Below are 13,357 nucleotides of genomic sequence, written 5' to 3'. Positions count from 1 at the left end.
TTATCTTGTATCTACGAAAAATAAGATGTATATACAAAAGGAGCATCAAGATGATGACAAAAGTTTTTAAAAGTGGAAATAGTCAAGCCGTACGGATTCCTTCAAGTTTTCGTTTAGATGTGGATACCGTAGAGATTCTACAAGGTGAAGATGGTGATATTATTTTACGCCCTTTTAAACCTAAAGCGGATCTAAGCTTTCTTGAATTATTTTCAGGCTTTGATGAAAGTTTTATTGAAGCATTGGAAAATCAGGATATTGCACCGCCACAAGAACGAGAAGAATTATGATCTATATGCTCGATACCAACATTCTGATTTATTTAATGAAGAATAAACCGCTTGCCGTAGCGGAACGCGTAGGACAACTTCTTCCGTCCGATCAACTGGTGATGAGTTTTATCACTTATGCCGAGTTACTCAAAGGTGCAAACGGAAGTTCAAATCCACAAAAAGCATTAGAAAAAATCAGCCAAATCACTCAGCGTATTTCTGTGCTTTACCCCACTGAAAAAATTTGTGAATATTATGCTAAGTGGTCGCATAGGCTAAAACACCAAGGCACGCCAATTGGTAATAATGATTTATGGATTGCTTGCCACGCTTTGGCTGTAAATGCGGTGCTAGTTACCCATAATGTAAAAGAGTTCCAACGAATTGAAGAGTTACATTGGCAAGATTGGGTAAATTAAAGGCTAACTGGGTTAGCCTTTTCATTTATGCACAGTAGTTTCTTTATAAGAATCAAAATAATGATCCTTGTTCACTATCACTAAAAATTACAATTCCATTATTATCTTGATTTACAATTTCACTAATCCCCTTAGATATAGACAATGGATCTATTACAATAACATTCTTATCACTATTTATAATTCTTCTATTTAAATCATACTTAGGGTTACCGACATTTTTTGAGTTATAAATAACAGCTCTCTTTAATCCATACTCTTTTGCTTTTTCCATGGCGTGTCGAGATCCACTATCTGGTTTTGGATTATTTGGATCAATACTATCTGGAGCATAACTAGCAGATAAAACTACAGTATCACTAAATAATGCTTGTAATCGATCTCTTGCAATATACCTTGAACTTAAAGCCATAACGTTCTCAGGTTCAGTATAATATTCAGTAATTAGCAGCCCTTGATTCTCTACAATTTTTACTGCTAGCTCATAATTCCTAGACTGCAAAATATTATTCAGTGGACTAGGCAATACCGCTACAGTTGCCCCATTTGAATTTAGTGTTTCATCGTGTGCAATTGAATCACAACCAAATGCTAATCCACTTACAATTGTTGCACTTTCAGCCACCAGAGAGCTAACCACTTTTCTTTCATCAATTTCTGTATCTGGATCAGGGTTTAAAACACCAATAACTGCAACATTAAAACTATTTTTATCTAATAAAGAAATATCTCCTTTATAAAATAATACGACAGGCTTATCGCTAGATTTAATATTTCCCCTTAAATAAGGAAAATTTTTATCACCTATGGCTACGATTCCATCACAACTATTTTCTAATTTTAAAATTTGCCTATTAATATCTTCACGTCTTTCTAGAAAAATATCATCCGTTATATCTTCCTTAGTTTTTTCTTTAAGACGTTCCACAATTATTTCATAGCTTAATGTACCTATTATATTCTGATTAATCCAAGCATTTCCAATACCTTTAAAAGTTTTAGCAGTAAGGACATTAAGTGCATTTTCAGTATATTTCATTACTTCTCCTAGTTTTATTTTATAAATTAAAATGGTTGTTTCTATATCATCATCAGGTATATCATCAAGTACAAAAGGTTTGCCATATGATGAGGCATAATAATTAACTCTAGTAGGAATATTTTCTTTATTAACTTTATTGAGCATAGTATTTTTAAGCATAGTATACCTATAGCATACACTGCTACCTGTCTAGCCCCATGATCCAAGAGTGCTTGGACCATATCTTCAATAACATTAATTGTTTTTGTATAAAGATCATCTATTAATAAAATATTTTTACCTTTTATATTATTTGAAAAAATACAAGTATCATTAGAGATCCCTTTATAAGGCATATCACCATCTCGACCATAGCCCTTTTTATTAAGATGAGTCGTCCTTGTATTAGTTTTTCTTAATATATAATCTGTTCCATCGAAACCAGAATTCGTAATGAAATGAGTATTTATTACATCTTTTATTGTACGGATAAACAGCAATTGACTAGCCGTATATGTCTCTCTTATCTTGCTTCTTGGAACAACACAAATAGATGATTTATCAACCCCCCATCCTAGGTTATCTAAAATAAATTTAATCTCATTAGATAGACTACCTTTTAGTTCTTTAACAGCAGAATCTAATTCAAATTGTTTTTTATCATTGAAATCATTTTTTAATAAATTAATATATTTTGGAGTTCTATCATCATAATATCCATAATGTTCATATCTGTAAAATCCTTTGATATCTACTGATAAATATTCATTTTTTTCAAGAGTGAAGCTTTCCAGTTCTGTATGTGAATCAAAAGCACCTTCAAAAATCCTCTTAATTAATCTCATTATAAGACTCCTTTTTATTTCATTTGTTTTTAAAATATAAAAATTTGCTCTGAACTAAGTATGTTATTTAGGAAACATATTTCATTTTCGTCATTTTCAAATACAAAAACCTTATCTTTATTCTCATAAAAGAAATTAAAACCAAACAATATCTTATATTTATCTCTTCTAATTGAAAAAATATATCTGAAAAAATCATTAAGTCCAAAATAGTCTATAATACTTATAACCCTTCTCAGTCCTGCATTTGTAATTATAAAACATCTGTTCGGATCATGTTCCTTTAAGATATTATAAATATAGCCATTTAATTCAATAGTACTTAAATACTTTTCATAAAACACTTCTTTTCTTTCTATAATAGGATGCATAACATTCTCATAGCCTGAATATGATTTTAATAAATAAAAAAGATTGCCTCTGGTAATTCTATATGAAAAGTCAAATTGAAAATTTGGATAGTAACATTGTATGGCCTCTATATAAGCTAAATTATTAGCTGTATCAGTGAACACTAATGTATTATCTAAATCTACTAATAAAATACTATTATCATTTATACTAAATGGCATTCATTAAGTAACTCTTCTATTTGTAACTCTTTATATGAATTTATCATAGTATTTAGCAACTAATCCATAGACTAATCTTTGATAAAATAACTCTTTTAGTTACTAAAAAAACTCAAAACCTTACCGCAAAACAACATAGCCCCTATGATTAAAAAGTGATATACTCAGAAAAATTAAGTTAATCGCAATTTACTTGGAAGGTTAAAGTATGGAAATCTATGATAAAGTTCGTGTGATGCGAGAAATCCGCCAATGGTCGCAAGAAGAAATGGCTGATAGAATGGGAATGTCGGTAACAGGTTATGCCAAGATAGAACGTGGACAATCAAAATTGCATTATGACAAGTTAGAACAAATTGCCAATATATTTAATATTAGTGTAAATGATTTAATTGATTTAGATAAAAGAATGCCAATGTGGTATTTTGGTGAAAATAATAATCATAATATTGCAAATTACTACTCTACTGATAATGCTGTACATTTAGAATTAGAAAAATTAAAATTGATTATTGAAAATCAGCAACAATTATTGCATTCAAAAGATTTGCTTTTACAGCAAAAAGATAATGAAATTAAATCTTTGAATGAGATTATTAATTTACTTAAAAAATAACGCTTACATTATAAAAATAAAACTTGCACCATTCACTGTTAATGCAAGTTTTATTTCTAATTGACATCAAAAACCAAATTTTTGGTTTATCCTACTCCCCCTTCATCGCCTCAAAAATTTTCTCTGCTAGCGCTTTTGAGATGCCCGGCACGGAAGCGATTTCGTCAAGGGTGGCTTTTTTCACGCCTTGCATTCCGCCAAGGTATTTTAATAGGGCTTGGCGGCGTTTTGCGCCAACGCCTTCGATGGTTTCTAATCCGCTTTGAGTGAAGGCTTTTTGGCGTTTTTTGCGGTGTCCGCTGATGGCGTGGTTATGGCTTTCATCACGAATATGTTGGATTAAGTGCAAGGCAAGGCTGTCTGGTGGTAGATTGATTTCGCGATCTTGCTTGCTGATGATGAGCGTTTCCAAACCTGCGCGGCGATCCACACCTTTTGCTACGCCGATTAAGTGCGGTCGTTTTTTGTCCCATTTTACGTTCAGTTGTTCGAACACTTGCAAGGCGCGGTTAAGTTGCCCTTTGCCGCCGTCAATAAAGATTACATCAGGAATTTTTTCTGCGTCCAGATCTTTATCATAGCGTTTCAATAAGGCTTGTTCCATTGCAGCATAATCATCACCGCCAGTAATACCGGTGATATTAAAACGGCGATAATCGGATTTCAACGGCCCGTCTTGATTGAATACCACGCAGGAAGCAATGGTTTGTTCGCCCATTGTGTGGCTGATGTCAAAACATTCCATTCGTTGGATTTTTTCAATGCCAAGCAACTCTTGCAACGCTTGATAGCGTTCGTGGATCAAGGTAGATTGTTTCAGTTGGGTAACCAATGCGGCTTTGGCATTCATTTGTGCGAGCTGTAAATATTTGCTTTTATCCCCTTTGGCAATGTCTTGAATTTGCACTTTTCGCCCTGCTTGTTCGGCGAGCAGGGTTTCTAATTGGGCTTTTTCTGCCAATTTATGATCCACAATAATGGTGTTTGGTACGGTTCGCCCTTGGTGCGCCTGCAAATAAAATTGCCCTACGAACGTGGCGGTAAGTTCAGATAAATCCGTATTAGCAGGCACTTTAGGAAAATAACTGCGGTTACCCAAAACCTTGCCTTGTCGAATAAACAGCACCTGCACGCAAGCAATGCCAAGTTGGTAGGCAATGGCGATAATATCAATATCATCAAGGCGATCGTTGCTAACAAATTGTTTTTCAATCACCGCACGCACCGCTTGAATTTGATCCCGTATTCGTGCGGCTTCTTCAAAATTTAGCACTTGGCTTGCTTGCTCCATTTTTGCCACAAGATGCTCCAACACTTGTTGATCCTTGCCTTGTAAGAAAAGGCGAGCAAAACTCACTTGTTGGTTATAATCTTCATCAGAAATATAGCCCGACACACAAGGCGCGGAACAACGTCCTATTTGATATTGCAAACAAGGGCGTGAACGATTGCGATAAACGGAATTTTCACATTGCCGTACAGGGAACAATTTTTGCAATAAAGAAAACGTTTCGCGCACTGCCCCAGCGTTAGGATAAGGGCCAAAATATTCGCCTTGAATTTTTTTACTTCCCCGATAGGCGGTGATTCTCGGATGGCATTCTTTGGTGAGCAAAATATAGGGGTAAGATTTGTCATCACGCAATAGCACGTTATAGCGTGGCTGGTAGGTTTTAATATAATTATGCTCTAACAGCAAGGCTTCTGTTTCGCTTGACGTGATGGTAGTTTCAATGCGATGAATGCTGGCAACTAAGGCTTCCGTTTTTTTACTGGATAAATTGGCCCGAAAATAACTGGATAAGCGTTTTTTTAAATCTTTCGCTTTGCCCACATAAATCACCTGATCTTTATCGTCATACATACGATAAACCCCAGGATCGTGGGTTACATTAGCGAGAAACTTTTTGGCATCAAAGGTCATTTTAAAAACATTAGGATCTGCTGATAAAAAAGAATGGGCGAAACATCGCCCAAGGAATAAAATTTAAAAATTACGTTAAAATCGCCCGCACTTTTTCTAAATCTTCTGGCGTATCCACGCCGACCGCAGGCACTTCTTTCGCTAAATCAATATGAATTTTTTCGCCATACCACAACACGCGTAGCTGTTCTAACGATTCAATATTTTCTAACGCTGAAGGTTGCCATTGTACATATTGCTTGATGAAGCCTGCACGGTAAGCATAAATGCCAATGTGACGTAAATACTGGCTTTGTAGCACAAGTTGCGTTTTTTGTTCATCAGATAAACCGGCAAACTGATCGCGATTCCAAGGGATTGGCGCGCGGGAAAAATATAATACATTGCCCGATTGATCCGCCACCGCTTTCACCACATTCGGGTTAAATAATTCTTCCGCATCATTCAGTGGAACGGCAAGGGTCGCCATTTTCACGCCATTTTTTGCCAAATTATCCGCTACTTGCTGCACGATCACAGGGGGAATTAACGGCTCATCACCTTGAATATTCACCACAATTTCATCATCGGCAAGGGCTAATTTCTCCACAACTTCTGCCAAGCGTTCCGTGCCTGAATTATGATGTTCTGAAGTCATACAAACTTCCCCGCCAAAGGCTTGCACGGCTTCTGCCACTGCTTGGTTATCCGTTGCCACCACCACACGACTCGCACCTGATTGCTGTGCTTTTTGCCAAACGTGGGCGATCATCGGTTTACCCGCAATATCAGCCAAGGGCTTACCGGGTAAGCGGCTTGAAGCAAAACGTGCTGGGATAATTACCGTAAATTTTGTCATTATTCTGCTCCTTCTTGTTGCGCTTTTTCTTGTTTCTGGTTTTCTGATTGCAAGGAAATTGCACGCTCCGCTAACAACACAGGAATGCCCTGCTCAATGGGGTAAGCCAGTTGCTCAAAGGTGCAAATCAACTGTTCATTTTCTTTATCATATTTCAAACGCCCTTGACAAATGGGGCAAGCGAGAATATCGAGTAGTTTTTCGTTCATTAAAGTTTCTCCACTTCTTTTCAGAAGGCTATATTTAACCGCTTCATCAGGCGGTGCATAAAACAGATAAATTAAAGTGCGGTGCTTTTTGACGCAGTTTTTACTTGTTGGATCAATGCGGCAATAAATTGTTCACTTTGTTCATCATTAATTTCTGCTTCAACAGGCACATACCACCAATTGGATTGCGCAAAATCTTGGCATTTAACCGCATCTTTTTCGGTCATAAAGAGCGGTTGTTTTTTTTCAAATTTTTCAAATAACCTGAGATCATAAGCTTGATGATCTTGAAAAGCTTGGGTTTCCCCCACATTTATCGTCAACTTTTGCAACATTGTGAAAAAACGCTGTGGGTTGCCAATGCCTGCAATGGCAGTGATGTTTTGTCCAGCAAAATCCTTTAAAGGACGCTTTTCACCCGTTTGCAAATGAATGGCAACGTGCGGTGTTAATGTCATTACCGTTTGGCTAAAAGGCGTTTCTGCACCGTTATTGATAATCCAATCGACAGATTTTAAACGGCAAATTGGCTCGCGCAGTGGTCCTGCGGGCAACACAAAACCATTACCAAATTGGCGCTGAGCATCAAGCACCACAATTTCTTTATCGCGTTGCAATTTATAATGCTGTAAACCGTCATCGCTAATAATCACTTGGCAAGGAAAATGCGTTAGTAAATGTTCTATCGCCTGCTGACGGTTTGGTGAAATACACACAGGAGCATTGGTACGTTTGGCAATTAATAATGGTTCATCGCCCGTTTGCACAGGATCATCTTGACTTGCCACCAAACGGGGATAACTTTTTGCTTTGCTCCCATAACCGCGCGAAATCACGCCAACTTGAATGCCTCGTTGCTGTAATTGCTGCACTAACCAGATGACCACAGGGGTTTTGCCGTTTCCACCAACAGATAAATTGCCCACAATCACCACAGGCACAGGCGCTTTGTAAGAAGCCAAAATTCCCCGCTGATATAGCCACGCACGCAGGCGAGTGATGAGTAAAAATAACAGGGCGAAAGGTGATAATAACCACTTTAGCAGAATTGCCAAAAGGTTAGATTGATACCAAAAATTCATTATCACCTCATCAAAATGGATAAATTGGTGTACGCTGAAAATACGTACAACAAAATAAGATTAATGATTAAATTGCATTTGATGTAGCTGTTTGTAAGCACCATTTAATGCCAGCAACGCTTGGTGCGTACCACGTTCTTTAATTTCACCGTGTTCAATTACCAAAATTTCATCGGCTTTTTCAATAGTAGATAAACGGTGGGCAATCACTAAAACCGTGCGCTCTTTTTGCAATTCTTCAAGCGCGGCTTGAATCGCACGTTCAGATTCCGTATCCAGCGCAGAAGTCGCTTCATCTAAAATCAATACAGGAGAATTACGCAACAAGGCACGCGCAATCGCCAAACGCTGACGTTGTCCGCCTGATAAACTTGCACCGTTTTCGCCAATCACGGTGTCTAAACCGTCTTCTAATTTTTCAATAAATTCCATTGCATGCGCCGCTTTGGCCGCTTTGATAATATCTTCACGGCTGTATTTATCTGTCGCGGCATAGGCAATATTATTGGCAATAGTATCATTAAATAAATGCACTTGTTGTGATACTACCGCACAGTTTTCACGCAGATTATTCAGCGTATAATCTTGAATATTCACGCCATCAAGGGTGATTTCCCCTTGATCAATCTCATAAAAGCGCGTAACCAAATTAGCAATGGTTGATTTCCCTGAGCCAGAACGCCCTACCAATGCCACGGTTTTGCCTTGCGGAATTTCAAAAGAAATATGATTTAACGCAGGCTGATCTTTACCTGAATAGCTAAAAGTAACATCTTTGAAGGCAATATTTCCTTTCGCTTTTTCTACTTCGTAAGTACCGTTGTCTTTCTCAGTTGCCATATCCAAAATAGCAAACAGAGTTTGACAAGCCGCCATACCACGCTGGAATTGCGCATTCACGTTAGTTAAAGATTTCAATGGGCGCATCATTGCCAGCATTGAAGAAAACACCACCGTGAAAGAGCCTGCCGTTAGGTTTTGGCTCATAATTTCTGGTACTGTTGCCAAATAAAGCACCGCAGACAAGGCGAAAGAGGCAATAATTTGCACCACAGGATCAGAAATGGCATCAGCTACCATCACTTTCATACCCTTACGGCGCATATCATTACTCACTTTATTAAAACGTTCTTCTTCAATTTTTTGCCCCCCGAAAGAAAGCACCACGCGATGCCCTTTCAGCATTTGTTCTGCAGAAGAAGTCAGCTCGCCCATGGAGTTTTGCATATTTTTACCTAACTCACGAAATTTCTTCGATACTATACGAATTAGCACCGCAATAATCGGCCCAATCACAAAAAGCACTAAAGAAAGCTGCCAACTGGTATAAATCATCACGCCAAGTAAAGAGATAATATACGCCCCTTCACGCACAATGGTCACCAACGATCCTGATGAAGAATTGGCGACTTGTTCGCTATCGTAAGTAATACGCGAAAGCAATTTACCCGCTGAATTTTGATCAAAAAACGGTACTGGCATATACATTAAATGCTTAAATAAACGGCGACGAATGGTCATCACTACTTTGCCTGACACCCAACCTAAACAATAAGTTGAAACAAAACTTGTTACACCGCGCACAATAATCAACAGTACAACCACCACAGCCATTATGCGTAAAAAGCTCACGTCCGCTTTGCCAAAACCGTCATCAAGCAAAGGTTTAAGCATTTGAATAAGAGAGGCATCTGCTAAGGCATTGAATACTAAGGTAATTGCTGCGGCAATTAAGCCTGCTTTAAAAGGGGCAATAATCGGCCATAAGCGTTTAAAAGTTTGCAGCGTTGTTAAATCTTTATCTTGCATAATTGATTCATTTCAGTTAGAAAACTTTGCCATTTTACCTTTATTTTGCTGACAAGCCAATTAATCCCCGATACTTAATCCCCTATACCAAGGGGAAAATTCCGATCTTGCGGTATGAATTTTTATCTGTTCGGGGAAAAATAACAGGCTGATCTGCCCAACATCTGCCGTATTATACACCGCACTTTGTTGCTCCTTTAGGCGTTCCAACACTACAGAATGGGGGAAATGCCAAGAATTACCACGGCTGCTAGAAATTAATGCGATCTTGGGCTGTATTGTTTTAACCAAATATTCACTGCTAGACGTTTTGCTGCCGTGATGCCCTACTTGCAATATCTCTATTTTTCCAGCTAAATCAGCAAATTGCCGCTCTGTTTGGCTATCGGCATCACCAGTTAAAAGCACCTTATACTGCCCATCATCAATCAACAACACGCAAGAATCTGGATTTTCGGCACGCTCGCGGATCTTTTGCGGAGAAAGCGCAGTAATGTGTAATCCTTGCCACTGCCATTGTTGCCCCAGAAGGCAAAAAGTGCGGTGGTTTTTTGCGTGATTTTTTTCTGACGGTGTAATCAACTCTGCTTGTGGAAACGTCTGTAAAATCACGCCTGCCCCCCCTGAATGATCGTTATCATCGTGACTCAAAATCAGCTTATCTAGCACGATCCCCTGCCGTTGCAAATAAGGCAAAATTTCTAGCTCTGCCATACTTCCCCCACGCCACGCGGCCCCCGTATCATATAAAATGCCACGCTGATTTTTTACCAATAATGTTGCCAAGCCCTGCCCTACATCTAGAGTTTCCAATCGCCATTTAGGGGCATTGATCCCTTGCCACGCCAAATTAATCAACATTATTCCCAGTAAGCCAGCAAAAATAGGCTTCACTTTTTGTAAAAATAACGGATTAGGCAATTTTTCTTCATTGAGAGAGATCGTCTTTTTCCCTACTAAGATCGATTTTTTCGCCACTTTTTGTCGCAATTTTTGCGAAGATTTTTGCAAATAAAAAACATACCCCAGCCCCAAAATGAGCAAAAAAATGACGATCCATTGCGATTGATTTTCTGACAAATCGATCCAATTCCCTTGCCATTGACTGAGCAACACCGTGATTTTTTCTGCTAAATAATTCGCCCCTTGCCACGAATTAAACGCGCCTTGGCTCAACACTGCAAACAGTACCATTGGCACAAGACATAAACTAAACACTGGCACGACTAACAGATTAGCCATCATTCCCGACAAGGACGTTCCGTGAAAAAAATAAAACTGAATTGGGGTAAATAAACATAATAAACCGAGTTGTAGATGAAATAAGGAAAAAATCCAGCGTAGGATTTTTTTCGCCCACTGATTTTTAATGGGATAAATTTGCCATTGGATTAAATCTAACGGCACAAGTTGATACCACAAAATCAGGCTCGTCACCGCCCCCACGGACAGCCAAAAACTAACGGAAAGTAACATCAGCGGCTCCCATAAAATGAGCAATGCCACCACACATTGAAAATATTGCCAAGGCGTATAATAACAGCGTAGCACTCGGATCAAACATACCAATCCCAAGGCAAGCAACGCCCTTAAGGTAGGAATAGAAAATCCAGCCAGCTGAGCATAAATTAAAGCAATAAAAGCGCCGCACAATAATGGCAAAATCGCCCCTATTCGGTGCGTAGGCAAGAAAAACTGCACCGCTCTAGCAAGAGCAAAACCAAGCAACATAGCCAAACCAATATGCAATCCAGAAATGGCAATTAAATGTGCTGTGTTGGTTTTCTGATAAATTTGCCAGTGTTCTGCATTAAGCCACGCCCGTTCACCAAAGCCCAATGCCAACAATAATCCTTGCATTGGTAAGCCTTGAGTCTGCTGAAAACTGGCTTGCAATAATCGCTCTCGCCGCGCAAAATCTTGCGAAATTTGCACCGCACTTTTTACTCTGCCATAGGCCGTGATACCTTGTGAGAAATACCATTTTTGCCGATCAAAGCCCCCTTGATTTAAACGGCTTGATAAGGGTTTGAGCAATAATTCTGCTTGCCAAATTTGCCCTGTTTTAATTTGCTCTTTATCTACTGTGTTTTTTTGCCATTGCAAATATATTCGCTGGCTAGATAAATTTTCTGCCAATTTCCCTGTGGCGATCACAGTTTGATAATCTTGCTGATGTAAAATTTTTTCAATCTTAATTGGAATGCTGATCTTGTTTAAACTTGCAATCTGCTCTGCTTGCCTCAACATTTGCTGAGCTTGATGATGAAAATACCCCAAACTCAACACAAAAATCACGCCGTAAGCCAGTCCTTTTGCGATTTTATAATAGGCGAAAAGATAGGCCATCAAAACAGCTAAAATACCAATCCCCACAGTACAAAGTATTAACTCAACACCAAGTAATAAAGCTTTCGGCACATAAAGTAAGCTCAAGCCGGCACCAATAATCAGCCATAAAATTACGTCTAATTTAAGCGAAAATTTCATTCCTGCATAAGATTAAAATTTATCCTTACAAATAAAAATATGATGAAAAAAACACCGCACTTTCGCAATTGCACTACACAATTTTTGCGATCGTGATCGCAAAACGAAAAAATACTTTTCTCAAAATGATGAAATTCTGAATGATGAGATTGTGTTTCTGTCCATTTCTTTGTAAAGTGAAACCATTAATAGTCGGGGTGCTGCTTTGCGTAGCTGAGATTATACCCGTTGAACCTGATCCAGTTAGTACTGACGTAGGAAACTTATTATGAAAACGCTTTTTGTAAAAAATCTGTGTATTTTTGACCGCACTTTATCTTCTCTTTTCTATTTTCAAATCATTATTTCGCAAACCAATACCCTATCGCATTGATTTTATAGATGATTTTTTCATTATAAAGGCAATGTGATTGGGCTATTTTTACACTTAGTTTTTATTCATAGGAGAAAAAAATGGACTTTAATTTAATCACGAAAATTCGCCAAACCAATCCTTTAATTCATAACATTACCAACATTGTAGTGGCAAACTATGTAGCAAATGGGCTGTTAGCCTTGGGCGCATCACCAATTATGGCTGATGCGGAAGAAGAAATGGCGGATCTTGCCCAATTTAGTGCTGCCTTAGTGATAAACATTGGTACGCTCGATCCTTTCAAGGTGAAAGCTATGTTGGCGGCAGGCAAAGCGGCGAATAAAGCTGGCATTCCAGTCGTGCTTGATCCTGTGGGCGTCGGTGCAACGCAATATCGCAAGGACGTGGTCGCCGAATTATTTAACACGGTAAAATTCACCGCTATTCGTGGTAATGCAGGGGAAATCGCTCAGTTAGCTGGAGTGAATTGGGCTGCGAAAGGGGTAGATGCTGGGCAAGGCGAAGGCGATGTGGCACAAATTGCAAAACTTGCCGCACTACGTCATCAATGTGTTGTGGCGGTGAGCGGTGCGGTGGATTACATCAGCGATGGTATGCAAGTAGCCGCCATTGATAACGGCACGCCAATGTTTCCTAAAATCACGGGGTCAGGCTGTTTGCTTGGTGCAGTGCTAGGGGCGTTTTTAGCGGTCGATCCAAGCCAACCTTTTAATGCAGTGGTGCAAGCCAGTACGGCCTATGCAGTGGCAGGGCAACTGGCTGCGAAAGAGTTAGGAAGCACAAAATATGGGCAATTTTACACCGCTCTTTTAGATCAGCTTGGCGAGCTTAATGAGCAACAAGTGGCACAATTCGCACGAGTTAATATAGAGCAATCAGCATAG

At 38.9% G+C, this 13,357-nt stretch carries 13 protein-coding genes and 1 riboswitch; of the genes, 4 read left to right on the top strand and 9 right to left on the bottom strand.

Features of this window, described 5'->3' with window-relative positions; translation table 11 throughout:
* The first annotated feature begins 50 nt into the window (after positions 1 to 50).
* Both L5B71_RS00765 and L5B71_RS00760 read left to right on the top strand, forming a co-directional pair.
* Positions 51 to 290 (top strand): antitoxin, encoded by a 240-nt coding sequence (locus tag L5B71_RS00765; RefSeq protein WP_265755426.1) that lies wholly within the window; start codon positions 51 to 53, stop codon positions 288 to 290.
* A complete protein-coding gene (locus L5B71_RS00760; protein ID WP_265756404.1) occupies positions 287 to 691 on the top strand; it encodes a type II toxin-antitoxin system VapC family toxin in 405 nt (134 codons plus the stop codon). The genes L5B71_RS00765 and L5B71_RS00760 overlap by 4 nt, the downstream gene beginning before the upstream one ends.
* A 52-nt stretch (positions 692 to 743) precedes the next feature.
* Here the strand turns inward: L5B71_RS00760 and L5B71_RS00755 are convergent, their stop codons facing one another.
* From L5B71_RS00755 to L5B71_RS00745, 3 genes are read right to left on the bottom strand one after another with little or no spacing between them, the layout of a single operon-like run.
* A complete protein-coding gene (locus L5B71_RS00755; RefSeq protein WP_265757758.1) occupies positions 744 to 1,730 on the bottom strand; it encodes a DNA-processing protein DprA in 987 nt (328 codons plus the stop codon).
* A 41-nt stretch (positions 1,731 to 1,771) separates the two neighbouring features.
* Positions 1,772 to 2,557, bottom strand: coding sequence for a hypothetical protein (locus L5B71_RS00750; RefSeq protein ID WP_265756403.1), 786 nt, complete (start codon positions 2,555 to 2,557; stop codon positions 1,772 to 1,774).
* A 29-nt stretch (positions 2,558 to 2,586) separates the two neighbouring features.
* The gene (locus L5B71_RS00745; RefSeq protein ID WP_265756402.1) at positions 2,587 to 3,129 is read right to left on the bottom strand and encodes a hypothetical protein; all 543 of its coding nucleotides are present in this window, start codon (positions 3,127 to 3,129) and stop codon (positions 2,587 to 2,589) included.
* A 208-nt stretch (positions 3,130 to 3,337) separates the two neighbouring features.
* On the opposite strand from L5B71_RS00745, the gene L5B71_RS00740 reads away from it, so the two are divergent.
* Complete coding sequence (locus L5B71_RS00740; RefSeq protein WP_265756401.1) at positions 3,338 to 3,745, top strand: helix-turn-helix domain-containing protein; 408 nt, start codon at positions 3,338 to 3,340, stop codon at positions 3,743 to 3,745.
* A gap of 91 nt (positions 3,746 to 3,836) precedes the next feature.
* On the opposite strand, the gene uvrC is transcribed toward L5B71_RS00740, so the two are convergent.
* The 6 genes from uvrC to L5B71_RS00710 all read right to left on the bottom strand — a co-directional run bounded on the left by uvrC (position 3,837) and on the right by L5B71_RS00710 (position 12,097).
* On the bottom strand, positions 3,837 to 5,669 hold the full coding sequence (uvrC, locus tag L5B71_RS00735) for an excinuclease ABC subunit UvrC (RefSeq protein WP_265756400.1): 1,833 nt from the start codon (positions 5,667 to 5,669) through the stop codon (positions 3,837 to 3,839).
* Between the two features lie 70 nt (positions 5,670 to 5,739).
* Positions 5,740 to 6,507: a 3-deoxy-manno-octulosonate cytidylyltransferase gene (gene kdsB, locus L5B71_RS00730; RefSeq protein ID WP_265756399.1), complete on the bottom strand. Its 768-nt coding sequence runs from the start codon at positions 6,505 to 6,507 to the stop codon at positions 5,740 to 5,742.
* Positions 6,507 to 6,716: a Trm112 family protein gene (locus L5B71_RS00725; RefSeq protein WP_265756398.1), complete on the bottom strand. Its 210-nt coding sequence runs from the start codon at positions 6,714 to 6,716 to the stop codon at positions 6,507 to 6,509. Before L5B71_RS00725 ends, kdsB begins: the two co-directional genes overlap by 1 nt.
* 71 nt (positions 6,717 to 6,787) lie before the next feature.
* The gene (gene lpxK / locus L5B71_RS00720; protein WP_265756397.1) at positions 6,788 to 7,798 is read right to left on the bottom strand and encodes a tetraacyldisaccharide 4'-kinase; all 1,011 of its coding nucleotides are present in this window, start codon (positions 7,796 to 7,798) and stop codon (positions 6,788 to 6,790) included.
* Between the two features lie 60 nt (positions 7,799 to 7,858).
* Positions 7,859 to 9,607, bottom strand: coding sequence for a lipid A ABC transporter ATP-binding protein/permease MsbA (gene msbA, locus L5B71_RS00715; protein ID WP_265756396.1), 1,749 nt, complete (start codon positions 9,605 to 9,607; stop codon positions 7,859 to 7,861).
* A 60-nt stretch (positions 9,608 to 9,667) separates the two neighbouring features.
* Complete coding sequence (locus tag L5B71_RS00710; protein ID WP_265756395.1) at positions 9,668 to 12,097, bottom strand: DNA internalization-related competence protein ComEC/Rec2; 2,430 nt, start codon at positions 12,095 to 12,097, stop codon at positions 9,668 to 9,670.
* Between the two features lie 183 nt (positions 12,098 to 12,280).
* A riboswitch (TPP riboswitch) is annotated at positions 12,281 to 12,375 on the top strand.
* A 175-nt stretch (positions 12,376 to 12,550) separates the two neighbouring features.
* On the opposite strand from L5B71_RS00710, the gene thiM reads away from it, so the two are divergent.
* Positions 12,551 to 13,357 (top strand): hydroxyethylthiazole kinase, encoded by an 807-nt coding sequence (gene thiM, locus L5B71_RS00705; RefSeq protein ID WP_265756394.1) that lies wholly within the window; start codon positions 12,551 to 12,553, stop codon positions 13,355 to 13,357.

Source organism: Avibacterium sp. 21-586, from assembly GCF_026226775.1.
Taxonomy (GTDB): Bacteria; Pseudomonadota; Gammaproteobacteria; order Enterobacterales; family Pasteurellaceae; genus Avibacterium.
This window is presented reverse-complemented; position numbering and strand designations above follow the sequence as displayed.

Bases quoted from the DNA above. Each gene is read 5' to 3' on its own strand.
- L5B71_RS00765 (WP_265755426.1), top strand. From the start codon at position 51: ATGATGACAAAAGTTTTTAAAAGTGGAAATAGTCAAGCCGTACGGATT.
- L5B71_RS00760 (WP_265756404.1), top strand. From the start codon at position 287: ATGATCTATATGCTCGATACCAACATTCTGATTTATTTAATGAAGAAT.
- L5B71_RS00755 (WP_265757758.1), bottom strand. From the start codon at position 1,730: ATGAAATATACTGAAAATGCACTTAATGTCCTTACTGCTAAAACTTTT.
- L5B71_RS00750 (WP_265756403.1), bottom strand. From the start codon at position 2,557: ATGAGATTAATTAAGAGGATTTTTGAAGGTGCTTTTGATTCACATACA.
- L5B71_RS00745 (WP_265756402.1), bottom strand. From the start codon at position 3,129: ATGCCATTTAGTATAAATGATAATAGTATTTTATTAGTAGATTTAGAT.
- L5B71_RS00740 (WP_265756401.1), top strand. From the start codon at position 3,338: ATGGAAATCTATGATAAAGTTCGTGTGATGCGAGAAATCCGCCAATGG.
- uvrC (WP_265756400.1), bottom strand. From the start codon at position 5,669: ATGACCTTTGATGCCAAAAAGTTTCTCGCTAATGTAACCCACGATCCT.
- kdsB (WP_265756399.1), bottom strand. From the start codon at position 6,507: ATGACAAAATTTACGGTAATTATCCCAGCACGTTTTGCTTCAAGCCGC.
- L5B71_RS00725 (WP_265756398.1), bottom strand. From the start codon at position 6,716: ATGAACGAAAAACTACTCGATATTCTCGCTTGCCCCATTTGTCAAGGG.
- lpxK (WP_265756397.1), bottom strand. From the start codon at position 7,798: ATGAATTTTTGGTATCAATCTAACCTTTTGGCAATTCTGCTAAAGTGG.
- msbA (WP_265756396.1), bottom strand. From the start codon at position 9,607: ATGCAAGATAAAGATTTAACAACGCTGCAAACTTTTAAACGCTTATGG.
- L5B71_RS00710 (WP_265756395.1), bottom strand. From the start codon at position 12,097: ATGAAATTTTCGCTTAAATTAGACGTAATTTTATGGCTGATTATTGGT.
- thiM (WP_265756394.1), top strand. From the start codon at position 12,551: ATGGACTTTAATTTAATCACGAAAATTCGCCAAACCAATCCTTTAATT.